This is a genomic window from Streptomyces sp. NPDC014676, assembly GCF_043084105.1.
Classification (GTDB): Bacteria; Actinomycetota; Actinomycetes; order Streptomycetales; family Streptomycetaceae; genus Streptomyces.
On the sequence record NZ_JBIBZI010000032.1, the window covers coordinates 1 to 22,905 of the forward strand.

General features: G+C 70.1%; 21 protein-coding genes and 2 pseudogenes. 7 read left to right on the forward strand and 16 right to left on the reverse strand.

Annotated features, from left to right (window positions below):
- The 9 genes and pseudogenes from ACF1DX_RS38445 to ACF1DX_RS38485 form a co-directional block, all read right to left on the reverse strand.
- Nucleotides 1-1,117, reverse strand: a pseudogene (locus ACF1DX_RS38445) (IS110 family transposase); the annotation flags it as partial.
- A 592-nt stretch (nucleotides 1,118-1,709) separates the two neighbouring features.
- Entirely contained in the window at nucleotides 1,710-2,738 is a 1,029-nt protein-coding gene (locus tag ACF1DX_RS38450) for an NAD(P)/FAD-dependent oxidoreductase (protein ID WP_391795787.1), read from the reverse strand.
- A gap of 10 nt (nucleotides 2,739-2,748) precedes the next feature.
- Nucleotides 2,749-3,267 (reverse strand): isoprenylcysteine carboxyl methyltransferase family protein, encoded by a 519-nt coding sequence (locus tag ACF1DX_RS38455; protein WP_391795788.1) that lies wholly within the window; start codon nucleotides 3,265-3,267, stop codon nucleotides 2,749-2,751.
- A gap of 3 nt (nucleotides 3,268-3,270) precedes the next feature.
- Nucleotides 3,271-4,353 (reverse strand): type III polyketide synthase, encoded by a 1,083-nt coding sequence (locus ACF1DX_RS38460; protein WP_391795789.1) that lies wholly within the window; start codon nucleotides 4,351-4,353, stop codon nucleotides 3,271-3,273.
- Nucleotides 4,350-5,531 carry an NAD(P)/FAD-dependent oxidoreductase gene (locus ACF1DX_RS38465; RefSeq protein WP_391795790.1) on the reverse strand — a complete coding sequence of 394 codons (1,182 nt, stop codon included), beginning with the start codon at nucleotides 5,529-5,531 and terminating at the stop codon, nucleotides 4,350-4,352. The genes ACF1DX_RS38460 and ACF1DX_RS38465 overlap by 4 nt, the downstream gene beginning before the upstream one ends.
- On the reverse strand, nucleotides 5,531-6,364 hold the full coding sequence (locus ACF1DX_RS38470) for a UbiA family prenyltransferase (RefSeq protein WP_391795791.1): 834 nt from the start codon (nucleotides 6,362-6,364) through the stop codon (nucleotides 5,531-5,533). The genes ACF1DX_RS38465 and ACF1DX_RS38470 overlap by 1 nt, the downstream gene beginning before the upstream one ends.
- Complete coding sequence (locus tag ACF1DX_RS38475; RefSeq protein WP_391795792.1) at nucleotides 6,361-7,425, reverse strand: NAD-dependent epimerase/dehydratase family protein; 1,065 nt, start codon at nucleotides 7,423-7,425, stop codon at nucleotides 6,361-6,363. Before ACF1DX_RS38475 ends, ACF1DX_RS38470 begins: the two co-directional genes overlap by 4 nt.
- Before the next feature lie 565 nt (nucleotides 7,426-7,990).
- Complete coding sequence (locus ACF1DX_RS38480; RefSeq protein WP_391795793.1) at nucleotides 7,991-8,710, reverse strand: IS6 family transposase; 720 nt, start codon at nucleotides 8,708-8,710, stop codon at nucleotides 7,991-7,993.
- A gap of 35 nt (nucleotides 8,711-8,745) precedes the next feature.
- Nucleotides 8,746-9,296 (reverse strand): annotated as a pseudogene (locus tag ACF1DX_RS38485) (helix-turn-helix transcriptional regulator); the annotation flags it as partial.
- A gap of 157 nt (nucleotides 9,297-9,453) precedes the next feature.
- On the opposite strand from ACF1DX_RS38485, the gene ACF1DX_RS38490 reads away from it, so the two are divergent.
- From ACF1DX_RS38490 to ACF1DX_RS38510, 5 genes are all read left to right on the forward strand, one after another.
- Entirely contained in the window at nucleotides 9,454-9,876 is a 423-nt protein-coding gene (locus tag ACF1DX_RS38490) for a VOC family protein (protein ID WP_391795794.1), read from the forward strand.
- A gap of 107 nt (nucleotides 9,877-9,983) precedes the next feature.
- On the forward strand, nucleotides 9,984-11,015 hold the full coding sequence (locus tag ACF1DX_RS38495; protein WP_391795795.1) for an aldo/keto reductase: 1,032 nt from the start codon (nucleotides 9,984-9,986) through the stop codon (nucleotides 11,013-11,015).
- A 7-nt stretch (nucleotides 11,016-11,022) separates the two neighbouring features.
- Complete coding sequence (locus ACF1DX_RS38500) at nucleotides 11,023-12,117, forward strand: winged helix DNA-binding domain-containing protein (protein ID WP_391795796.1); 1,095 nt, start codon at nucleotides 11,023-11,025, stop codon at nucleotides 12,115-12,117.
- Nucleotides 12,118-12,595: 478 nt separating this feature from the next.
- A complete protein-coding gene (locus ACF1DX_RS38505) occupies nucleotides 12,596-13,276 on the forward strand; it encodes a TetR/AcrR family transcriptional regulator (protein WP_391795797.1) in 681 nt (226 codons plus the stop codon).
- Complete coding sequence (locus ACF1DX_RS38510) at nucleotides 13,257-13,742, forward strand: MarR family transcriptional regulator (RefSeq protein ID WP_391795798.1); 486 nt, start codon at nucleotides 13,257-13,259, stop codon at nucleotides 13,740-13,742. The genes ACF1DX_RS38505 and ACF1DX_RS38510 overlap by 20 nt, the downstream gene beginning before the upstream one ends.
- 935 nt (nucleotides 13,743-14,677) lie before the next feature.
- On the opposite strand, the gene ACF1DX_RS38515 is transcribed toward ACF1DX_RS38510, so the two are convergent.
- From ACF1DX_RS38515 to ACF1DX_RS38530, 4 genes are all read right to left on the reverse strand, one after another.
- Entirely contained in the window at nucleotides 14,678-15,244 is a 567-nt protein-coding gene (locus ACF1DX_RS38515) for a hypothetical protein (protein WP_391795799.1), read from the reverse strand.
- Nucleotides 15,245-15,380: 136 nt separating this feature from the next.
- On the reverse strand, nucleotides 15,381-16,448 hold the full coding sequence (locus tag ACF1DX_RS38520) for an alkene reductase (RefSeq protein ID WP_391795800.1): 1,068 nt from the start codon (nucleotides 16,446-16,448) through the stop codon (nucleotides 15,381-15,383).
- Between the two features lie 102 nt (nucleotides 16,449-16,550).
- The gene (locus tag ACF1DX_RS38525; RefSeq protein ID WP_391795801.1) at nucleotides 16,551-17,168 is read right to left on the reverse strand and encodes an SAM-dependent methyltransferase; all 618 of its coding nucleotides are present in this window, start codon (nucleotides 17,166-17,168) and stop codon (nucleotides 16,551-16,553) included.
- Nucleotides 17,169-17,183: 15 nt separating this feature from the next.
- On the reverse strand, nucleotides 17,184-18,686 hold the full coding sequence (locus tag ACF1DX_RS38530; RefSeq protein ID WP_391795802.1) for an MFS transporter: 1,503 nt from the start codon (nucleotides 18,684-18,686) through the stop codon (nucleotides 17,184-17,186).
- Between the two features lie 131 nt (nucleotides 18,687-18,817).
- On the opposite strand from ACF1DX_RS38530, the gene ACF1DX_RS38535 reads away from it, so the two are divergent.
- A complete protein-coding gene (locus tag ACF1DX_RS38535) occupies nucleotides 18,818-19,387 on the forward strand; it encodes a helix-turn-helix domain-containing protein (RefSeq protein WP_391795803.1) in 570 nt (189 codons plus the stop codon).
- A 139-nt stretch (nucleotides 19,388-19,526) separates the two neighbouring features.
- Nucleotides 19,527-20,807: an IS701 family transposase gene (locus ACF1DX_RS38540; protein WP_391795804.1), complete on the forward strand. Its 1,281-nt coding sequence runs from the start codon at nucleotides 19,527-19,529 to the stop codon at nucleotides 20,805-20,807.
- Between the two features lie 293 nt (nucleotides 20,808-21,100).
- On the opposite strand, the gene ACF1DX_RS38545 is transcribed toward ACF1DX_RS38540, so the two are convergent.
- The 3 genes from ACF1DX_RS38545 to ACF1DX_RS38555 form a co-directional block, all read right to left on the reverse strand.
- Nucleotides 21,101-21,319 (reverse strand): hypothetical protein, encoded by a 219-nt coding sequence (locus tag ACF1DX_RS38545; protein WP_391795805.1) that lies wholly within the window; start codon nucleotides 21,317-21,319, stop codon nucleotides 21,101-21,103.
- Between the two features lie 208 nt (nucleotides 21,320-21,527).
- Entirely contained in the window at nucleotides 21,528-22,184 is a 657-nt protein-coding gene (locus ACF1DX_RS38550; protein WP_391795806.1) for a hypothetical protein, read from the reverse strand.
- Nucleotides 22,181-22,822 (reverse strand): ATP-binding cassette domain-containing protein, encoded by a 642-nt coding sequence (locus ACF1DX_RS38555; RefSeq protein ID WP_391795807.1) that lies wholly within the window; start codon nucleotides 22,820-22,822, stop codon nucleotides 22,181-22,183. Before ACF1DX_RS38555 ends, ACF1DX_RS38550 begins: the two co-directional genes overlap by 4 nt.
- Nucleotides 22,823-22,905: the final 83 nt, after the last annotated feature.

Consider the following 22,905-nt stretch of genomic DNA (forward strand, 5'->3'; position numbering starts at 1 on the left):
CAGAGGAGGGCTTGGGTGTGGTGTTTGCCCTGGCTGATCTTCTTGTCGTAGTAGGCCCGGGAGACCGGGTCGGCCAGGGCCGCGAACGCGGAGAGAAAGAAGGCCCGTTTGAGCTGCTTGTTTCCGCGTCTGGAGAGTTGTTCGCCGCGGATCGAGGTGCCCGAACTGCGGGTCGCCGGGGCGAGACCGGCATAGGCGGCGAGGTGGGCGGCGGAGGGGAAGCTGGATCCGTCGCCGACGTCGATGAAAATGCGTGCTCCGGTCCTGACGCCGATCCCCGGCATGGACGTCAGGACCTTGGAAAGAAGGTGGGACTCCAGCAGTTCCTCGATCCTCGCGGCCAGCAGTTTCCGCTGGTCAAGCACTGTCTAGAGCGAGCCGGCGAGGCTGGGAACGATCAGGGCGGCCGCGTCTGTGCCCGGGACGACGACGGTTTACTCGTCCAGCACGGTGAAATGTCCTCGACCAGCCGCTCGGCCATCCGCGGTGCCTTTGGACGTATCAGCGTCACGAGCCGGCGCCGTCCGGCTTTGCGGAGCTGGGCGGGCGAGCCGAACTGGTCGAGAAGCTTGAGCACGGCCGGATGCTGCACTCGCGGACCCAGGACCCGCTCCAGCGATGGGTGGATCTGCGTGAGCAGGCCCCGCAGCCGGTTGCTGATCCTCGTTGCCTCGCCGGCCAGGTCGTCGTCGAAGCCGACGATCATCTCCAGCTCGGCGCTGGTCTCGTCTTCGAGGTCGACCGAGCGGAGGGCATGAGACATGACACGGGCCGCGTCGGCGATGACGAACACGTCGCGGGCGTCGGTCCTGGCCTCACCTGGGTAGAGGCCGGCGATCCGCCGCATCGTCAGTCCGGGCAGATAGGCGACCGGGCAGCCCATGTCCCTCCCGACCGCCAGCGGCAGGGCGCCGATCGAGGCGGGCTGGTCGACGACCACGAGTACGGTTCCGTGCTTGTCCTTCAGCTTGCCGAAGACCTCGCGGAGCTTCGGATCGCTGTTGGGCAGCCGCTTGTCGAACGCCTTCTTCCCGGCCGGGGTGACGGCGGTGGCGTGATGTCCGCCCTTCCCGACACCCAGGCCGAGGAAGACGCCGATGCCGCTGACGTCGATCACGCGCGTCCTCCGGTCATACTCCAGCCCGGCCGTCCCACGGCACCGATCGCCACATCCACATGACGAAGAGCCTCCCGACCTGCGGAAAGGCCGGTGATCATGCCCCTAATCAGCGGTCTGTCGATGCCTCCGGAGCCGGTGACACCACCCCCCAGGCCATACGTCCGACAAGAGGAGAAAGTCATGCCAACCCCGAAGGCCAGCCACCCCATTGCGGAGCCACCAAGAAGGTAATGGGGAGTGTCCAACAGACGGCGGATCCGATGATCAAGGAGACGCCTGAACCGTGGCGGGGGAGAACGGCAACGTGAGTGCCGGCGGAGGCGCCTTGCCCGTCGGCTTCGGCACGCTGCCCTTCGAGGTGTCGGTCCACGCCCCTACCGGGGTTCACGCGGCGAACTGACCGGGGGCATCGGTCTCGTCCGGGTCGGCGTTGCTGCCGTCCGCACCGAGACGCACCCCCTCGACGAGGTGCCACCCGCCTACGGACGTCTGCACGACGGAGGGTTGAACGGCCGGGCCGTCATCGTCCCCACGGATGGCACCGGCCCCTTCCGCCCGTACACGGCGCGGGTGTCCGAAGTCCGCCGGATCATGTCCCCGCCGGACGCGCCAGCGCATCGACGGTCGCGGAGAACAACCCCGGCAGCCGCTGTGCCGCAGGCACCAGCGCTGAGCGGACCGAGGGGATCCTCGTCACGCCGAGCAGCGCCTGGGTCAGCCAGCGGTGGCGCCGGGTGAGCAGTCGCCACTCCCGCTCGTACGCTGCCGGGTCGTTGTCGACGACTGCTCGCACCGCCGCCGAGGCCTGTGCGAGCGCCAACGCGATGCCCTCACCGGTCAGCGCGTCGACGTACCCGGCCGCATCGCCGACGAGCAGCACCCGGCCGGCGGTGCGTGCGTGCGTGTCCTGGCGGAACGGCCCCGCCCCGCGCACCGGTCCGGCGGCCCCGGCTCCGGCCAGCCGCTCCCGCAACTCGGGGAAGGCGGCGAGTTGGTCGTCGTACGGTCCGCGGCCGGTGGTGAGCACCGCGACGCCGACGAGGTCGTCGCTCACCGGGGTCACGTAGGCCTCCGCGTCACGGGCCCAGTGCACCTCGACGCGATCGCTCCAGGGTGCGGACACGTAGTGGCGGCGCAGCCCGTGTCGCCGGTGGGCCCGACGCGGCCGGTGCAGGCCCAGGGACCGGCGGATCGGCGAATGCAGGCCGTCCGCAGCGGCGAGGTGCCCGGCACGGGTGCCGTCGATCACCACACCGCCCTCGTCCTGCTCGACACGGCGCACCGTGCGCTGCTCGACCCGTACGCCGGCGGCCAGCACCGCCTCCCGCAGCGCCGCGTGCAGGACGGTGCGACGCACCCCGCGGCCCGGCCCTGCCCGGAAGTCGGCGCCGACCCGACGCGGCCCGGAGACGTACGCGATACCCCGCAGGTCGCGTCCCGGCGGGTGCACACCGAGCGCTGCCAGGGCGGCGACGGCACCCGGCATCAGACCTTCGCCGCACGCCTTGTCGACGGTACCGGCGCGCTGCTCCCAGACGGCGACCTCGAGGCCTGCCCGAGCCGCGTGCAGTGCCGTGGCGAGACCCGCTGGTCCGCCACCGACGACGAGAAGATCCATGCGCCCCTCCTCAGGCCAGCCGCGCCAGGGCGGTGTTCTCGACGCGGACGCGGGTGGCAAGCAGGAACCCGTTCAGCACGGTGAAGACGACCGCCGTGACCCAGGCCGAGTGCACCAGCGGGAGCGCGAGCCCTTCGACGACGACGGCGAGGTAGTTCGGGTGCGGGAGCCGGCGGTAGGGGCCGCAGGTCACGCGGGCAGCGCCGGGTACGACGATCACCCGGGTGTTCCATTGCCGGCCCAAGGTGGCGACGCACCACCAGCGCAGCGCCTGCGAGGCGGCGACGAGGGTGAGCATGGCCCAGGCGAGGACCGGTACGATGTCCGGCCGCCGCACCCATACCTCCACGAGCGCGCCGACCAGCAGGCCCGTGTGCAGCACCACCATGAACGGGTAGTGACCCCGTCCGGCCTCCACGCCGCCCTGTGCGAGGCTCCGGACGGCGTTGCGGTGGGACACCAACAGTTCGGCGACCCGTTCCAGGCCAACGGCCAGGACCAGGACGGTGAACAGGACTCCGCCGCTCACCTCTCATCCTCCCGGGGCGCGCAGGAGCACGAGTTCGGAGCAGAAGCCCGGGCCCAGGGCGAGCATGAGCCCGTGGGAGCCAGGCCGCGGAGGGCGGTCGGCGAGCGTGTCCGCTAGGACGTGCAGCACCGAGGAGGAGGACAGGTTGCCGATCCGGCGCAGTGAGTCCCAGGTCACCCCCAGGGCGTCACGCTCGATCCCGAGCACTTCCTGCAGTGCTTCCAGCACCTTGGGGCCACCGGGGTGCGCGACGTACCAGCCGATGTCGCCGTCGGTGAGGGCATGGTCGGCGAGGAAACCGCGAACGTCGTCGCTGACGTACCGGCGCACCAGGTCGGGGACCGAGGAGTCGAGCACGATCTTGAATCCGCCGGAACCGACGTCCCAGCCCATCATGCGTTCCGAGTCGGGGTAGAGGCGACTGCGCGAGGCGAGGACCTCGGGGCGGGCGGGATCGTCGGACCGTGCGAGCGGATGCCCGGAACCGACTGCGACCACCGCCGCGGCACCGTCCCCGAACAGGCCGCTCGCCACGAGATTGGCGAGCGAGGTGTCCTCGCGCTGGAACGTGAGCGAGCACAACTCGACCGACACCAGCACCGCGACCCCGTCTGGGCAGCCGCGCAGCAGGTCGTGCAGGCGCGCGATGCCGGCCGCGCCGGCGACACAGCCGAGGCCGACCAGGGGCATGCGCACCACGTCGGGGCGCAGCCCGACCTCCGCCGCGATGCGGGCTTCGAGCGAGGGGACGGCCAGACCGGTCACCGTGCACGACACGATGAAGTCGACGTCGGTCCGCGTGAGGCCGACCTCCTTGAGCGCGTTGACGACCGCGCGGCCGCCCAGTTCGACGCCCGTCCGGATGAAGGCATCGTTCGACCGGCCGAAGTCCCCGAGGCGGGTGTACTCCTCCAGCGCCAGCACGGTGTGCCGGGTCTCGACGCACGTGTTGCGGTGGAACCGTTCGACGACGCCGCGGTCGACCGCGCCCTCGGCCAGTATGCCGGCGAAGGACTCGGTGATCTCCTCCTGTCGGTAGCGGTGATCGGGCAGGACACCGCAGACACTGAGGACGCGCATGGTCATGCTGGCTCCTGAGGACAGCCGGTCGGACGGACGGGTGTGAGGAGCGCCCGGCCGAGGCCGAACGCGATGGCGGGGGTGAGCCGGCCCCTGGCGAGACCGAGTTCGACGAGGTCGTCGAAGACGCGCTGGTCGGCGGCTGAGGCCCGCAGCCCGGCCTCGAGGACACCAGCGGTGCGGGCGAGCCGGGCGGCCAGCGCGGTGTGGCGCAGGTGGGGCAGCAGGATCCGGCGGGTGACGCGGGCGTATCGCTCCCCCGCCCGCTCGGGCCGTCCGTCACGCAGGGCTGCGGCGGCGGCGCGACCGGCCGCGATGCCGGTGGCCACGGCGTAGTGGATGCCCTCTCCGGTCAAGGGGTTCACCAGGCAGGCGGCGTCGCCCGCGAGCAGTACGCGGCCGGCCGGAGGGTGCCAACGTGCCGTCGAGAGCGGCAGGAGGTGCCCGGCCCAGTTCCGTCCCTCCTCGGTCGCGCCGGGCAGGAGCGCTTCCAGCCGCTCGAACAGCTGGGCGCGGGTCGGCGCCGGCCGGCCTCCGTGGAGAACCTCGCCGTACCCGACGTTCGCATGGCCGTCACCGCGGTCGAAGGACCAGGCGTACGACGGCTGATGACGGGTGCCGAACTCGATGACCTGTACGCCTCGCCGCCCGGACGCGACCGGGGCGTAGCCGCGCAGCGCCAGGGCCACCGGACCGCGAGAGCGACCGAGCGCGCGTCGTACGACCGAGTGGTCGCCGTCGGCGCCGACCACGACCGCGGCGCAGACCTTTCCGTCCAGGACCACCGCATCGGTGTCCTGTCGCAGATCGCGGACCCGGTGCCGCAGGAGCCGGGCGCCCGCGGCGACGGCCGCGTCGACCAGCCGGGCATCGAAAATCCGGCGCGGCACCACCCACGCCGGGCGGGCCGTCCGCCGCTCGACGACCAGGCCGCCCCGGCCGAGGCGGAGGCGCCCGACCGGGACCCGGTCGTCGACGAGACCCGTGACGCGGACCTCGGCGAGAAGGTCGAGGACGTGCGGGGCCACCCCGTCGCCGCAGACTTTGTCCCGCGGGAAGCCCGCCCGGTCCAGGAGGGCGACGCGCAGACTTGCGTCGGCGTACAGCGCGCCCAGGGCGGCGGCGGCACCGGCCGGCCCGGCGCCGACCACCACGAGGTCCCAACGAGTGGAGGTAGGCGCCATCAACCGGCCGCCACGAGCAGCACGACATCGAGCAGGGCGACGGCCACCGCGGCCCGGAAGGGAGCACGGCCGTGGGCGGCCGCCGTAAGGACCATGAGGAACACCACCAGGGCGAGGACCGCCGACGCCCACGCCGGAGGGGACCCGGCGGGACCGAACACGGCCAGCAGCGAGGCGGCGGCCAGCAGCACGACGGCCAGGGCGCGCGAAAGGTGCTCGCCGAGCCGGTGCGGCAGGCCGCGGACACCGGTGCGTTCGTCGTCGGCGAGGTCGGGCAGCGTGTTGAGCAGATGTGCCGCGACACCGAGCGCGGCTCCGGCACCGGTCATCCACAGCGGCGCCCAGGCCGGGGCGGGGCCGGCGAGGGTGACGACCGAGGGCAGCGTCCCGAAGGCACTGGCGTACGGCACCCACGACCACCGGGTCGACTTGAGCCCTAGGTTGTAGGCGTGGCCCGCGCCGGCGCCGAGGACGACGTTGACCAGGCCGCTGCGCCAGCCGGCGAGCGCGGACAGCACGATGCAGGCGAGTCCGGCCACGGCCAGGGCGCGCACCACCCGGCCGACCGGAAGGACTCCGGTGACCAACGGCTTGCCGGTCCGGCAGACGGCACGGTCGCGAGGCAGGTCCCGCAGGTCGTTGCCCCAACCGATCGTGAGCTGCCCGGCGAGCACCGCAGCGGTGACGACGGCGGCATCGAGCGGGTCCAGGTCGCTGCGGAGCGCGAGCAGGCCTGCGATGACGGCGACCGCCAGGGCCGGTCCGCCGTGGGCGGCGGCGAGCAGCGCGACCGGCGGCGGTCCGGGACGCGTCGGTGCCGTGCCGGTGGTCACGGGCGTCGCCGCACAGCGACCGGCCCACGACGGACCGCGTCACCGAGCGCCCCGAGGACGGTGCGTGGGCGCAGCACGGGTGTCCGGCCGGACGCGGCCTCCCTCATGCCCTCGATCACCTCGGCGAGCACCTGCGGGCCGTCCTTGGCCGGGGCCCAGCCGAGTTCCGTGCGCGCACGGGTCGTATCCAGCACCGGGAGCGCGAAGCCCATGTCGAGCCACCCGGTGTCGACCGGTTGCAGGCGCGCGTGCCAGGCGGCCGACATGACGGCGCGTACCACTGCGGAGGGCACGTGCACCAGCCTGGCGCCGAGCGCGTCCGCGATGACCGCCGCGGTCACGGGCGTGTCGGCGGCGAGGTTGAACGGACCTGCCGCGCGCCGGTGCAGCACCGTGACGATCGCCTCAGCGACGTCGTCGGTGTGAACCATCGGGATGGTCAGCCTCCGGTCCATCGGCAGGACCGGCAGCAAACCGAGCGCCTTGGAGGGCACGAAGGCGGGCACGCCGTACCGTAGGAGAGCGCTGCCGGCGGCGCGCTGCCCGACGATTCCCGGCCGAAGGCGGGTGACGAGCGCGCCGGCGCCGGAGGCCTCATACCGGTCGAGGAGACGTTCGGCCGCTGCTTTGTGCCGGCTGTACCGCGAACTGCGCACGCCCCCGGTGGGCCAGGACTCGTCCACCGGACGATCGTCCTTCTTCGGTGAGTAGGCGCCGACCGAGGACATGTGGATCAGGTGCGGGACACCAGTGTCGGCGACGGCCCGGAGCACGCGGCGGGTACCGCCGACGCCGAGTTCCCTGAGATAGGCGAGATCGTGGGACGGCTGGAAACCCCACGCCAGGTGGACGACCGCGTCCGCGCCGGTGAACGCCTGGACGAGTGTGCTGTGACAGGCCTCGGTGCTGAGGTCCGCCGGGCGCCAGTCGACGCCCCGGCTGTCAGGGCCCTCGGGCAGCCGCCGGGCCAGACCCACAAGGTCGTGCCCGCCCTCGGCACGCAAGCGTCGCACGACGACAGAACCGATGTTTCCGGTCACCCCGGTGACCACGATGCGCATGCAGGATGCGTTGCCCGTCGTCCCTTCTCTCACACGGGGTATTCCGGCATACGGCGGACACCGACGTCATCCGGCCGGTGCACTGCGCGTGTGCGCATCCTTCGGACATGGAGCGTTTTCTGCGTGTATGCCGCGCCGAGGGCGGCCACCTCTCCGTCCCCGCACGCAGCCTTTCGACGGCCGGGTGCTTTCACGGCGGATCGCCGGTCGGACGTTGTCGGTGCGGTCCGCCGGCCGGCGGGCGGAGACGTGGCCTTCGACGCGTCCTTTGAACAGTCCATCGCGAGGGGGCACGACGGCCCGCAGAGCGAGGGCGGCGAGCGATTTCTCATGATCGAGCGCCACGAGCGCGTGGACGCTCACGGCGGCCCCGACCGGCTCCGCGACCGTCGGCCGCCCGTCGGCCGGCACGTGGACGGGCGGCCGACGGTGTGGACGATGCGCGGCGGCGCGGACGCCCCACTGGTGTGCGGCCCTGGAACTGCTGGGGAGGCGTTGTCACGTTGGTGGGGTGTTGATCGGTTGAGGGCGTGTCAGGGCGTGGAGGGGGCGGGCGGGGCCTGGATTACGCTGCGGTGGGCGGGGCGGTGGCGCCGGTGATCTGGTTCCGGATGGCGAAGCGGATGGTCATCTCGACGCGGTAGTGGGCGGCGGTCATCAGGTGGCGGCGGGGCCGGAAATGGGGTGAGATGCCGCTGAACGCGGACAGGAACCGCTGGGTTCCGCCGACGCTGCGGAAGCCCTTCACGGCACGCTCGCGCTGCCGGGTGGGCTGGTGGGAGTTCTCGGCCCGGTTGTTCAGGCCCTTGTGCGAGCGGTGTTCCACGGAGGGCGTCACCTCGCGGTGGGCCGCACTGTAGGAGCGCAGCTTGTCGGTGACCACCACCCGCGGCACCGCGCAGGCCTTCTTGAGCAACCTGCGGAAGAACCGCCGGGCCGCAGCGGTGTCCCGCTGGTTCTGGACCAGGACGTCGAGCACGGTGCCGTCGGCGTCGACGGCCCGCCACAGGTACTTCCGCTCGCCGTTGACCCTGATGAAGACCTCGTCCGGGTGCCACTTGTCCCCGGGCCGGGGCCGCCTGCGGCGCAGTGCGTTGGCGTAGGACTGCCCGAACTTCGCGTACCAGCGGCGGACCGTCTCGCGGGAGACCGTCACGCCGCGCTCGAGCATCAGCTCCTCGACCTCGCGGAAGCTGAGCGGGAAGCGGAAGTACAGCCACACGCAGTGCGCGATCACCTCGACCGGGTACCGGTACCCCTTGTACGACGGCGGTGCGTTGTCCACGGACGCCCCCTCCCGGCACGACCAACCAGAAAATGATTCCACCCGATCAGCCAACGTGACAGCGCCTGGTGGGGTTGTACGCGGCGGACGTCATCGGCCGAGGTGCTTGGACCCGGGGCGTAGTCGAAGCGCAGTTCCTCGCAGGCGTGGATGGCGCGGCTCAGGTCCACCAGGACCTGAGTGTCGACCTGAGGGGTGTCGCGGGCCGCGGGCGGTTGGACGGCGGCGATGCGCAGCAGGTCGATGCGGTGGCGTAGGCGGGTGGCATGACCTGGCGGAGGGTGGCCAGGGCGCGGGTGGCGTCTTCGGCGACGGTGGTGCCGATGGCCGCGGTCTGCAGTGCGACGGCCAGGGCGACGGCCTGGTCGTCGTCGAACAGCATGGGTGGCAGGTGAGTGCCGGCCTCCAGGCGGTAGCCGCCGGCTGGTCCCTTGACGGTCGTGATCGGATAGCCGAGTTCGCGCAGGCGGTCGATGTCACGCCGCACGGCGCGCGAGGTGATGTCGAGACGCTGAGCGAGAGCCTCGCCGGACCAGTCACGGTGCGTCTGAAGCAGCGAGAGCAGCCGGGAGGATGTCTTCTGCATGAGATCCATTCTTCCCGCAGTACAGGACACAACCTGTCCTCTACCTCCGCCATGGTGGCACACGAGCCGTTCAGGAGGCATCGCTCCTGGTCGGCAGCCGCCACTTGGACTTGGACAGTCGGCGGCGTATCTGTCACATCGAGGCAAGGAGCAGGTCATGTCCGTCACGACCACCACTCACCTGAACTTCCGGGGCGCTGCACGTGAGGCGCTGGACTTCTACCAGTCCGTCTTCGGCGGACGTACTGTCGCGGTCACCTACAAGGACGCGGGCACCGTGCAGAACGAGAGCGAGGCGGACTGGGTGATGTGGGGCGAGGTGGCCGGCGACAACGGCTTCCACGTCATGGCCTACGACGTGCCGTCGCAACTGCCCTGGAATCAGGGCGAGAACCCGTTCTTCGTCTCCGTACGCGGCGACGACGCCGAAGAGATCAGCGCCCTGTGGGGCAAGCTCGCCGAGGGCTCGACCATCGTGCGTCCGCTGGAGCCCGCGCAGTGGGCGCCGCTGTACGGCATGCTCACCGACCGCTTCGGCGTCACCTGGGTCCTGGACGTCACCGCCCCGTACAACGGCTGAGCCGGCCGACTGACACGCCTGCGCCGTCCGGGCCGCCACAGCCCACACAGGCAGCCCGGACGGCGCGGGCCCCGAACACGTACAGCAACGGAAGGAAACAGGTCACCGTGCGGATGCGGAAGCTGGGACGGACCGGCATCGAAGTCAGCGCCTACTGCCTGGGCACCATGGTGTTCGGCAAGATGGGCAATCCGGATCACGACGACTGCGCGCGCATGATCCACCGGGCGCTCGACGCGGGCATCAATTTCGTCGACACCGCCGACGTCTACGGCCATAGCGAGACCGAGAAGATCGTCGGCAAAGCCCTCGCAGGACGCCGCGACGAGGTCGTGCTGGCGACCAAGTTCAACGGACCGATGGGCGGGGGTCCCAACCACAGCGGCAGCTCCCGGCGCTGGATCATCCAGGCGGTCGAGGGCTCGCTGAAGCGGCTGCGGACCGACTACATCGACCTCTACCAGATCCACCACCCCGACCCGCACACCGACGTCGAGGAGACCCTCTCCGCACTCACCGACCTCGTGCGTGCCGGGAAGGTCCGCGCGATCGGCTCCTCCAACCTGCCGGCCTCGGAAATCGTCGAAGCCCAGTGGGTGTCCCAGCGGCGCGGCCTGCACCGCCTGAGAACCGAGCAGCCCACCTACTCCATACTCAACCGCGGCATCGAGCGCGAGGTACTGCCCACCTGCCGCCGCTACGGCCTGGGCGTTCTGGTGTGGAGCCCGCTGGCTATGGGTCTGCTCACCGGCCGCTACCGCAAGAACACCCCGCGGCCCGACAATCCCCGCATGCAGTGGGTCCCCCGGCATCTCACCGACGAACACAAGCTTGATGCCGTCGAGCAGCTGCTCACCCTCGCCGAAGAAGTCGGCCACTCCCTCACGCACCTGGCCATGGCCTTCGCCACCAGCCACCCCGACGTCACCGCCGCCATCATCGGCCCACGCACCATGGACCAGCTCGACGACCTGCTCGCCGGCGCCACCGTCACCCTGGGCGACGACATCCTCGACAAGATCGACACGATGGTACCGCCCGGCACCGACATCAGCCCTCTGGACGTCTCCCACACGCCCCTCTCCCTCACCCGCACGGACCTGCGCCGACGCCCGCCCCACGAGCGGGCCGCAGCCTGAGAACGCCATGACCGTCCTCGACGGCCGCGCCCTCAACCGCGCCACCCTGGCCCGCCAGCACCTGCTCACGCGCAGCGGCACATCCGCGCCCGAGGCGGTGGCCCACCTGTGCGGCCTGCAGGCGCAAGAGCCCCAGGAACCGTTCATCGGGCTGTGGTCCCGCCTGACCGACTTCAAGCCCGGACTACTGGACGATGCGCTGACCGGCCGCACCGTGGTGCGCACCCACCTGATGCGCCGCACCGTCCACCTCGTCACGTCCGACGACGCGCTCGCCTGGCGAGCCCGCCACGACACCATGCTGCGCCAGCGAGTGCTGGGCACCTACCCGCGCGAACTGGCCGGCATCGACCTGGACGAGGTCGCCGCAGCCGGCCGCGCGGTCATGGCCGACCAGCAGCCCCGCACCATGAGAGAGCTCGTACAAGCTCTCGAAGACCGCTGGCCCGGCCCACCACGCCGTGTCCTGGGCGAGCTGCTCGTCGCAGCCCTCATCCCCATGGCCCAACTCCCGCCCCGCGGCCTCTGGCAGCAGACCGCCGGCGTACGCAACCTGCCGTTGGCCACCTGGCTGGGACGGGACATCGACCCCCTGCCCGCCGGGGACGGCGATCCCGTCGGGCAGCAGCTGTTGCGCCGCTACCTCGCCGCCTATGGGCCCGCCGCCAGCGCGGACCTACGCGCCTGGTGCGGCCTCGCCGGACTTCCCGCCGCCGTCAAAGCCGCCCGAGAAGAACTCGTCGTCTTCCGTGACGAACGCGGCCGCGAACTGCTCGATCTGCCCGACGCACCTCGCCCCCACCCCGACACCCCGGCCCCCGTCCGGTTCCTACCGGCCTTCGACAATGCCGTCCTCGGCTACCACGACCGCAGCCGCATCATCGACGCCCCCCACCTCGGTCTGTCCGTCGCAGGCCACCGCACCGTCCTTGTTGACGGACGCGTCACCGCCACCTGGACCGTGCGCAACCACCAACTCCACATCAGCTCCCTGCGCCCCCTCACCGCCCTGGAACAGGAAGCCGTTTACGCCGAAGCCCAGGACCTGACCACCTTCCTGGACAACGACATCGAGCACATCCAACTCGACACCGAAAACTGACAATCACCCACTCCAGGTCCCGACGTGACGGGACCATTCGCACAACGTGCCAGCGCCCCACCATCAGCTGCGCCAGCCCGAGGAAGAAGAGGGCCTTCCAGCGCGCCGGGTCCGGCGGCGCCTCGACAGCAACGGTTTGAGTGGACATGCGGTATCTACTTGTCGCAAAAGTCAGGAACGGGAGGGTGCGGCACGGCCCGGCGGAGCACGCAGCGGCTGCAGTCCTCAAAAGGCTGGCACTCAATCGAGACTGATGAGTTCCGAAACTAGTGAGTTCTCGTCGGGTGCGCCGGGTAGGGCGTCGCGGCGGTGTTGATCCCGGAGGGCAATTTCCGTACGGCGGCATGTCTCTTACTGTCGCTTGTGGGCGCCCCGCCACTCTGGTGCGCGAGGGGTCGGGACGGCGGGCGGATGTCATTTCCGACACCGGGAAGTCTCGGTACTGCGTGGTACTGTCGGGATGTCGAAAGGTGATGCGATGACCCTCACCCCGGAACCGGGCGCCGAGGATGACGGCGGACGCAAACGCGGCGGACGCAAACGCGATCCGCAGCGTGATGCAGTCATCCTCGAAGCGACGCTCGATGTCCTCGCAGAGGTCGGCTACACCGGGATGACGATGGACCTCGTCGCTGCACGCGCGCACGCCGGCAAGGCCACCATGTACCGGCGCTGGCCCTCGAAGGACGTACTCGTCCTCGACGCTGTCGCCCTGCTGCAGAGCCAGGAACCGGGAGTCAGCGACCTGCTGGACACCGGGTCCCTGCGCGGCGACTTCATCGCCATGACAGCCGACGCTCCCGCGGCGAAGCAGATGTACAAGCTGCGAGTCATGCGGGGCCTGTCCACGGTCACCAACGCCGAGCCCGAAACCGCCAGAGCGATCACCTCCGCCATCGCCGACCCCTGGTCGCACGCCACGCACAAGCTGCTGCAGCGGGCGGTGGAGCGCGGTGAGATCGCAGACCACTACGACTTCGAGACCATTGCCCTGGTCGTGCCGTCCATCTGCGCCTACCGCACCCTCATGCGCGGCGGCGAGGTCAACCAGCAGTACCTGATGTCGTTGATCGACGCCCTGGTGCTCCCGGCGGTCGGACTGACCGGGCACCTGTCGGCCCGTACCGGAAGGAAGCACCATGCAGTACTCGCACAGTGACGCGGAACTCGCCCACCAGCCGGCCGGCTACTGGACCTGGGCCACGGCCCGTTCGATCCTCGGCGACATCCACGCATCGCTGGCCAAGGCCGGGATGACGCAACCGCAGTGGTGGGTCCTCAACCAGCTCGTCGACCCCGACGGCGCCCGCACCCGCGCCCGGATGAGCGAGATCCTCGCGACATATCTCGATCCCGGCGCACGCCCCATCGACGAGTCCGTCGACATCGTGATCGCCCTTGGCTGGGCCACCGAGGAGAGCACCGGAACACTCGCCCTGACGGCTGCCGGGCAGCTGGCGTTCGACACCGCCAAGCACGTGATGGACCAGGTCTGGGCCCGGCGGCACGACGGCATCCCTGACGGGGATTACGTGCAGGCGCTGAAGGTGCTGCAGCAGTTCATCCGCAACACCGGCGGGCAGGCATGGCACCATGCCATCGGCGAAGTAAACCAACCTGCGTGAGGCACACCAGCGCCCACCTGCTGCATGCGCGGCGGCCGGGAGCGAAGAAGTCTTGGATGACCCCCACATGGTTCAGTGCGGTGTTGCGAGCGGTGGCCGGTCCAGGTCCGGGGCGTGCAACCACTCGCACCCGGCGGTCCTTGGTGATCGCCCGCGGTATGAGGTCAGGGTCGGCCTTCGGCCCGTTGGGGGCGGTGATCCACTCCAGGTAGATCTCCTCCTGGGCCCGCAGGCTGTCGTAGAGCTCCTCGAGGAACGACAGGCGCGGAGGGTCCAGGCTGGTCGGAGTGATCACGGCGACGTCGGGTTGGTCGTGGTGGTGCAAGGTCTTCTCCGTACAAATGGCGGTAGGTTCATGTGGTGGTCCACGGCTGACCAGCCGCGTAGGCGTGACGATGGCGACTTCGGCATCAGGTGCGGAGTGCACGGGGTTCTGCCTTTCGCTGCCGCGACGATGCCCGCGGCGTTCCGCAACTGGCTGTCCTCAGCATTCGATTGAGTGGACTGGTGCCCGGTCGCGGGCGTCGTGGCGTACATGTCCGCTACGTTCAATCCCAGGGCACCGGCTACAGAGCGCCTCCGTCGGCCGGAAAACGTCAATGTGCAGATCTGCGCTCCAGCCCGCGACCCAGTCCAGACCGGTACGCAGGGCGTGTTCGTACCGGGTGGCGAGCGAGCCCTCTGGAGGAGGTCGTCGTCCACGTAGCAGGTGCACTGACGTAGTTCAGGGCGGTGTTGCGTGCGTAGGCGGCACCTGCCCATGGTCTGGCGCAGATGGTGACGCGCGGGTCAGCCGCGATCTGGCGGGGGATGCGCTGGAGGTCGGCGTTGGGACCGTTGGACGCCAGGGTCCATTCGAAGGGCACGGCCTGCTTGTCGAGCGCCCATGACCTTGGTGAGGGGTTCGTGGAAGAGGAGGCGGGAGGCGGTGGCGGTCAGGGCGACGCCGCTGGCGACCCAGATACCGTAGGCGACACCGAGAGCCAGGCCGCGCGCAGTACCAGGGACAGGGCGACGAAGGAGGCGCTGTAGCCGATGGCGACGACAACGTATAGCGCCGGGTGCTCGAGGGCTCCGCGCAGGGGGAGGGCAGCGGTGACTTCGAGGAGGATCGCCGCGGTGAGCAGCAGCCACTTCTTCATCAGGGGGTCTCGTCTTTCAGGAGGTTCTTGGCTACGTCCAGGAGGGGCGTGGTCGTGGTCGGGGACGGGGAAGACGACGGTGGCGGCGGCCGTCCAGTAGCCGTCGGCCAGGAGCCGGGCGGCGGTGAGCCGGGCCCGCACTGCGTCCGGGAGGGTGTCGGGCAGGGTGACCCACGCCTCCATGCGGCGCACCCAGGTATCGGCCAGGACGGTGCGGTAATGGGCGTCGGAGTAGATCTGCCCATCGTCGGCGGGAGATTCCTGTATCTGGCCGTCGTCATCGACGTGTTCTCCCGCCGCCTGGCGGCCGGGAACCTTCAAAACGCGGGCCAGAGCCGTCAGCGTCTGCTCCGAGGGCACCGGCGCTCCCTCCTGGAATGCCTCCGGCACCGTCGTACGCCCCAGTCAGCCCATGGGTCCGGCACACCAGCGCCCCAGTAAGCCCATGGGTCCGGCACACCAGCTCGGCCCCATGGGAGAGCTCGATGCGGCCTTGTTACAGGGCTGGGTAGTCGGTGTAGCCGCGGTGGTCACCGCCGTAGAAGGTTTTTATGTCAGGCTGGTTCAGGGGTGCTTGCGTCTGCCAGCGGTGGACGAGGTCGGGGTTGGCGATGAAGGCGCGTCCGACGGCGACGAGGTCTGCCTGGTCGTTGTCGAGGAGGGCCTGGGCGATGGTGGCGTCGGTGACGGGGTCCCAGCCGTTGTTGACGATGCGGGGGCCGGCGAAGCGGCGGGAGAGGTCCTCGATGAGGGGTGTGGTGGGGTCTCCGATGGTGTGCAGGTAGGCCAGGCCCATGGTGGAGAGGGCGTCGACGAGCGTGCGGTAGGTGGTGGCGGTGTCGTCAGGGTCGTCTTCGACGGCGCCGTGGAGGTTGATGGCGGGTGAGATGCGGATGCCGACGCGTTCGCTGCCGATGGCGTCGCAGACGGCCTGGGCGACCTCGATGACAAAGCGGGCGCGTGCCTCGGGGGTGCCGCCGTAGGAGTCGGTGCGCTGGTTGGTGCTGGGGGCGAGGAACTGGTGGAGCAGGTAGCCGTTGGCGGCGTGGAGCTCGATGCCGTCGAGTCCGGCGTCGACGGCGGCCCGTGCGGCGTTGGCGTATTCGTCGATGACGGTGGGGATTTCGTCGGTGTCCAAGGCGCGGGGGGTGGGGTGGGGCTGGGGGCCGGTGGGGGTGAACATCTCGCCGGGTGCGGCGATGGCGCTGGGGGCGACGGTTTCGGCGTGGTGCTTGTTGTCGGGGTGGGAGACGCGTCCGGCGTGCATGATCTGCGCGACGATGCGTCCGCCGTTTTGGTGGACGGCGTCGGCGACGGTGCGCCAGGCGGCGATCTGGGCGGGGGTGTGCAGGCCGGGTGAGCTCATGTATCCCTGGCCCACGGCGCTGGGCTGCACGCCTTCGGTGATGATCAGGCCGGCGGTGGCCCGCTGCCCGTAGTAGTCGGCCATGAGACGGGTCGGTACGCCGTCGGGGGTGGCGCGGTTGCGGGTCATGGGTGCCATGACGATGCGGTTGTCCAGTGTCCATTTGCCGACGGTCACCGGTGAGAACAGGTCTGCCATGGGGTCTCCTTGAGTGTGGGCTGCGCACGTCGCGAGAGGGCGCAGCCGGGGTACGGGTCGGGTGGGGTTCTCAGGTGCGCCGGATGGTGACGACGGTGTCGGTCACGGTTGCTGTCTGGCCGTTTGGGCCGGTCGCTTCGCGTTCGGGGTGGCCAGGCGGACAGGGGTGAACCGGGCGGGGTCCAGCGCGAGTTCGTTGAAGATTTCTTCGGGGCGGGGGAAGCGGGTGTGGGGGCCGGTGTTCCAGGCCCAGGGACGCACCGATCCGTGGTCGACGATGAGGAGGAGGCCGCCGGGGGTGAGGGCGTGGGCGGCCCGGCGCAGGATGTCGGCGCGGGGGAGGTCGTAGGGGGTCTGGAGGTACTGGGCGCTGACGAGGTCGAACGTGCCGGCGGGGAAGGTATCGGCGAGGTCGTGCTGCTGGGTGGACACGCGGTCGGTGACGCCTGCGCGGGCTGCGTGCTGTGTGAGGCGCTGCAGTGCGGTGGGGGCGATGTCGACGGCGGTGACGTGCCAGCCGTGGGTGGCGAGCCAGACGGTGTCGCCGCCTTCGCCGCAGCCCAGGTCCAGGGCACGTCCGGGCGGGGTGAACTGTGCGGCGGTTTCGGCGAGTACCGGGTTGGGGTCGCCCTTCCACACGGGGTCTTTGCCGCGGTAGAGGTTGTCCCAGAACTGGGCCGCTTCGGACGGGGCTTGCGCGTTGTGGGTGGGGTCTTGCATCGGGTGGCCTTTCGGTCAGTGGGCGGGGGCTGGGGCGGTGGGCTGAGCGGAGGGGGTCTTGGGGGTTTTCACCAGGACGGCCAGGGTGAGGACGGCGGTGGCCATGAGTGCTCCGGCGACGATGAACGCGATGCGGTAGCCGTGCAGGAAGCCCTGAAGCTGCAGGGCGCGGGATGCTTCGCCGCCTGCCGGGGTGCGGGGGTGGAGGTAGTCGGTGACGGCGGCGAGGTAGAGGGTGTTGAGGAGGGCGGGGCCGAGTGCGGCGCCGATCTGCTGGCTGGTGGTGAGGGCGGCGCTGGCCACTCCGGCGTCGCTCGGATCGACGCCGGACAGTGCGACGTTGGGGCCCGCCAGGAAGAACAGGCCCACGCCGACGCTCACGAGGATCTGGGTCGGCAAGACCTCCCCCGTGTAGGCGGAGGCGGTGTCCAGGCGGGTGAGCCAGAGCAGTCCTGCGGTGGCCAGGGCGGTGCCGGCGACCATCAGGGGTTTGGGGCCGAAGCGGGTGACCAGGGGCGCACCGAGTGTGGTGGTGGCGATGATCCCGGCGCTGAAGGGCAGGAAGGCGACGCCGGCCTGGAGCGGGGTGTAGTGGAGGTTGACCTGGAGGAAGTACGTCATGAAGAGGTTCATGCCGAACATGCCCGCGCCGATGAGGAGGTTGGCCAGGAACACCCCGGCCCGGTTGCGTTCCATGACCACCCGCAGCGGCAGCAGGGGGTGGGCGGTGCGGCGTTCCACGAGGACGAACGCGCTCAGCAGCAGGGCGGCCACGGTCAGGAGGATCAGGGTGGCGGGCGCTGTCCAGCCGTCGCCGTCGGCTGCCTGGGTGAAGCCGTAGACGAGGGCGACCAGCCCACCGGTCACCAGGAGGGTGCCGGGGAGGTCGTAGTGCCGGTCGCCCGCGGCGCGGCTCTCCCGGACATAGGGGCAGGCGGCGAGAGCGACGAGCAGGGCGATGGGGACGTTGATGTACATGCACCAGCGCCAGCCCGCGTACTCGGTGAGGACGCCGCCCAGGAGAAGCCCGACGGCTCCTCCGCCGCCCTGGAACGCGCCGAAGATCCCGAATGCCTTGGCGCGTTCCTTGGGGTCGGTGAAGGCAACGGTGATGAGGGAGAGCGCCGCGGGTGCCAGGAGCGCGGCGAAAGCACCCTGCAGGGCGCGTGCGATGAACAGAGTGCCTGGGTCGGGCGCCAGACCGCCGAGCATGGAGGCCGCGGCGAAGCCCAGCAGGCCGATGACGAGGATGCGCTTACGGCCGGCGAAGTCGGCGATGCGCCCGCCCAGGAGCAGCAGTCCTCCGAAGGCGAGTGCGTAGGCGGTGATCATCCACTGGCGGTTCGCGTCGCCCATCGCGAGGTCGCTCTGCGCCTGCGGCAGCGCGATGTTCACGATGGACACATCCAGCACGACCATGAGGGTGGCGACCGACGCGACGATCAGCGCCATCCACCGGCGCGGATCCGGTGCATCCGCATCCTGGTCCTTTCCGGCGATGCGGGCGGGAGTAGACATCGGCAGCTCTCCTGAGCAGTGAGGGGCGAGGGCTCGGTGGGCCGCGGGGTAGGTGGCTCACGTCGCCAGGAGAGTGCGCCCAGGCCCCAACAAATTGCAATCCTTCATGCCGGTTCGGCAAGATGCCAAGCATGGACGACTTCGAGAACGTGCTGGCTGGCGTCGGACCCCGGCTGCGGGAGCTGCGCCGCCGGCGCGCCATCACGCTGGCCGCGCTGGCCGAACTCACCGGGATCTCGGAGAGCACGCTCTCCCGCCTGGAGGGCGGAGGCCGCAAGCCCAACCTGGAACTGCTGCTGCCCCTGGCCCGGGCCTACAACGTCCCGCTCGACGAACTCGTCGGCGCTCCGGAGACGGGCGATCCCCGCGTGCATCTACGCCCCGTCACGCGCGACGGAATGACGTACGTGCCGCTGACCCGCAGGCCGGGCGGCATGCACGCGCACAAGCTCGTCATCAGCCCCGCCACGGGTGAGCCCGAGCTCCGGACGCACGAGGGCTATGAATGGATCTACGTCCTCAACGGCAGGTTCCGCCTTCACCTCGGCGACCGCGTCCTGGTGCTGGCGCCGGGGGAGGTCGCGGAGTTCGACACCCACGTCCCGCACTGGCTGGGCCCCGACAACGACCAGCCGGTGGAACTGCTGGTCATCTTCGGCAAGCAGGGCGAACGCGCCCACCTGCGCGCCCGCCCCGCCTGACACCCCGCCCCGAAGGGCAGGTCCTCCCGTTGCCGGCCGGATTCGGGGGCGGCATCGATCCCAGGCCGTGCAGTGACAATCGCCTAATAGGACTCCGTTAGGTCCTCGGGTTCGGCCTGTTCCTGGGCATGTTGGGTGGATGGACGCACATGAAGTGAACCGTGTCCGGGCGAAGTTGGCGTTGTACGTGGCTGATGTGTTCGCTTCGGTGCCGCGTAAGGACCAGCGGGCCAAGGGCGACTGCTACCTGCGGGGACTGATGCTGGACGGTCGCCGCAAGTCGATCCAGGCCATGGCCTCGAGGCTGCCGGACGGCAACGAACAGAACCTGCAGCAGTTCGTGAACCAGTCCACCTGGGACCCGGTGCCGGTGCAGCGGCGGATCGCGGAGCGCATGCTGCCGCTGATCAACCCGACGGCCTGGGTGATCGACGACGTGTCGCTGCCCAAGGACGGAAGAATGTCGGTCGCCGTGGCCCCGCAGTACTGCGGGGCCCTGGGCAAACGCGCCAACTGCCAGATCGCGGTCAGCGTCCACGCCGCCAGCGACACCGCCTCCTGCCCACTGCAGTGGCGGCTGTTCCTGCCCAAGGAATGGGATGCGGACACCAACCGTCGCACCATCAGCCGTGTTCCGCCCGAGGTCACGCACCGCGAGAAGTGGCGGCTGGCGCTGGACATGCTCGACACGCTGGCCGGCTGGGACATGCGGCCGCCGGTCGTGGTGGCCGATGCCGCCTACGGCACCAACGCCCACCTGCCAGCCGGCCCGGCCCAGCGGGGAATCGACTACGTGCTGGCCGTCCGCGCAGACGTGAGCGCCCACCCCTTCGACGCCCAGCCCGTGGCTCCGGACCGCAAGGGCCCCGTCGGCTGCTGCCCCCAGCCCCGCTACCGCCATCCCGCGCCCTCGGTGGCGGCCTTGGCCGCCGCTCTTGGACAGGAAGCGTTCACCTCCCTCACCTGGCGGCAGGGCTTACGCGGCCAGTTACGTTCCCGCTTCGCCGCCGTGCGTGTCCGCCCGGCCGGCAAGGCCGTCGAGCGTCCGATCCGGGCCGCCGCCTCGGCCGAACAGGGCTGGTGGGACGGCGTCCTGCCCGACTGCTGGCTGCTGATCGAATGGCCCGAAGACGCCGAGGCGCCCACCGAGTACTGGCTGTCCAGCCTGCCGGCCGACACCCCGATCACCGACCTGATCCGCCTGGCCAAGGTCCGCTGGCGCATCGAGCACGACTACCGCGAACTCAAACACGGCCTGGGCCTGGACCACTTAGAGGGCCGGTCCCGGCCCGGCCGGCACCACCACGTCACCCTCGTGACCGCCGCCCACGCATTTCTCACCGAACAACGCCTGGCCCCAAAAGCACCCACACCGGGCTCACTCTCCACCAGACCCTCGACGCCCTCCAGGACATCCTGAGGTGCTGGACCGGCATCTGCACCACCTGCCAACAACCCCTGCCCAGCAGACCACACACGACATCAAGATCGAGACAGACCTAACGGAGTCCTATTAGATTGCCACAGGTTGAGTGCGTCAACGCACCACTTGGCCATCTTCCAGCCCGGAGCCAGCCGGAAGGTAACCGTCGCCCCCGCAGCAGCGTCGTGCCAGGTCCTACACGCACACTAGTGTGATGCCGCAGTTCGGAACCCCCGGGCATCGCACCCCAGTGCGTGTAGGCCCTGGGATCTTGGGACGCCCCCGCCCAACTACGGGGCAGCCGGGGTAGATTCGGTGCGTCGGTCGCACTTCGCCGTGCTGTAAGGGCCGACGGAGGTCCTGCCCGGGTTCACCGAGAACGGTGACCAGGTCTGCCGATCTCTCCGGACCGCGGCTTGCAGCAGCTGCCGCACGGCGTCGTCGACGCGGTCCAGGGTCGCCTCGTCCTGGAGGGCTATACCGAGCCGCTCCGCGAAGAAGATCCTCACGACCTCCTGATCAACTTCTAGGAGAAGATCGTCTGTTGGGAGCATCTGCGATCACTGGGACTGGGATTGTTCCATGTGAACTCAGGACATTCGTCGGGATGGAACGCGCTGAAGCGAAAGTGATGAGTCCAGCGCCATCTGTCACCGAAGCGTTCCATGAGCCTTTTCCAACCTGGCCTGCACCGGTTCAGGCACACCGTCGCAGGGCTCATGCCTTTCTGAGGGTGATCGCCTGGGTGATAGCCGCGCCGACCACCAAGAAGCCTGTGGCGACGGCGAGCAGGACACCCGTGGGCACCAGGGCATCCGTCGAGTTTGAGGCATTCTGCAGGTGGGTGAGCATGATGTTGACGGGGGAAACGCCTTTGCCCAGCAGCACGGCCAGGAGGAGCCCCAGGGCGAGGACGAGCGCGTAGCCCTGCCGTCGGAACACCAGCCGTGAGCAGACCAGTCCGATGGATATGCCGGTGAAAGCGCAGGTGAGTTGGGCCTCGGTCCCCAGCGCCAGGTCCGCAAGGCCGGGTGTGTGGGCTCCGAACATCAGCGGCAGCACCAGACCGGCAGCCGTCAGCAGCAGGCACCACACGGCCGCCGTCCCGACCGTCGCGAGCAGAACGCGTAGATGGCTGCCGGTGCTGACGACGACGATCGAGCGGTGCGCCTGATCCTCGGGACCGATCAGTGCCATGGTCAGCCAGACCGAGCACAGCAGCATGACTCCGGCCACCGAGGCGTAGGTCGCGGTGAGCGGGCCGGTGTCGCTGCCGGTCAGCACGGCTACCAGACCGAGGAACAGCAGCAGCGGGGCGAGGTAGCGCTGGGAGAGCAGCAGCACCGTGCACATGTAGCCGACCAGGGCGATCACAGGGCGGTCCTCCTCGCATCGAACCGGGAATCGTGTTCACCCACGGCCCCGGTGAGGCCCGCCACCGACCACCGGTGCTGCAGCGCCGTCAGCAGTACGGCGTCCGAGTGCTCCCGCGCCACCCGCAGGACGACCTCCCCGCCGCGCCAGGCGGAGTCCACCACACCCGGCAGTGTGGCCCAGTTCACCTCGACCGGCATGACGCCAGTGGGCGGCGCGGTCAGGACCAGCTCGGCCGTCGCGGGGCGGCTCCCGGCGTGCCGGCCGTCGTGCAAGGTGACCCGGCCGTCGCTGATGGCGTAGGCGCCGCTGGCGTGCGTCTCGGTGATCGCCTCGCGGTGGTCGGTGAAGACCACCGCCCCGCCCCGTGCGACCCTTTCATCGATGATCTCGGCGAGGACCCCGTGGGCCGAGGCGTCCAGACCTGACCAGGGCTCGTCGAGGACCAGCAGGTCGGGCCGGACGGGCAGGGCCTGGGCCAGCGCCACCTTCTGCGCGTTGCCCTTCGACAGCGTGCGCAACGACGCGTGCCGCCCACCCACCAGGGACAGCCGCTCCAGCAGGTGATGGCCCCGGGCACGGGCGGCGAAGGCCGACAGGCCACGGACACGCCCCATGTGGGTCAGATAAGAGCTCATCTCATTTGGTGAGTCTGCGGTAGCAGATGAGGGTGCAGGCGATGCTGGTGAAGGCGAGGAAGTGGTCGGCCTTGCGCTCGTAG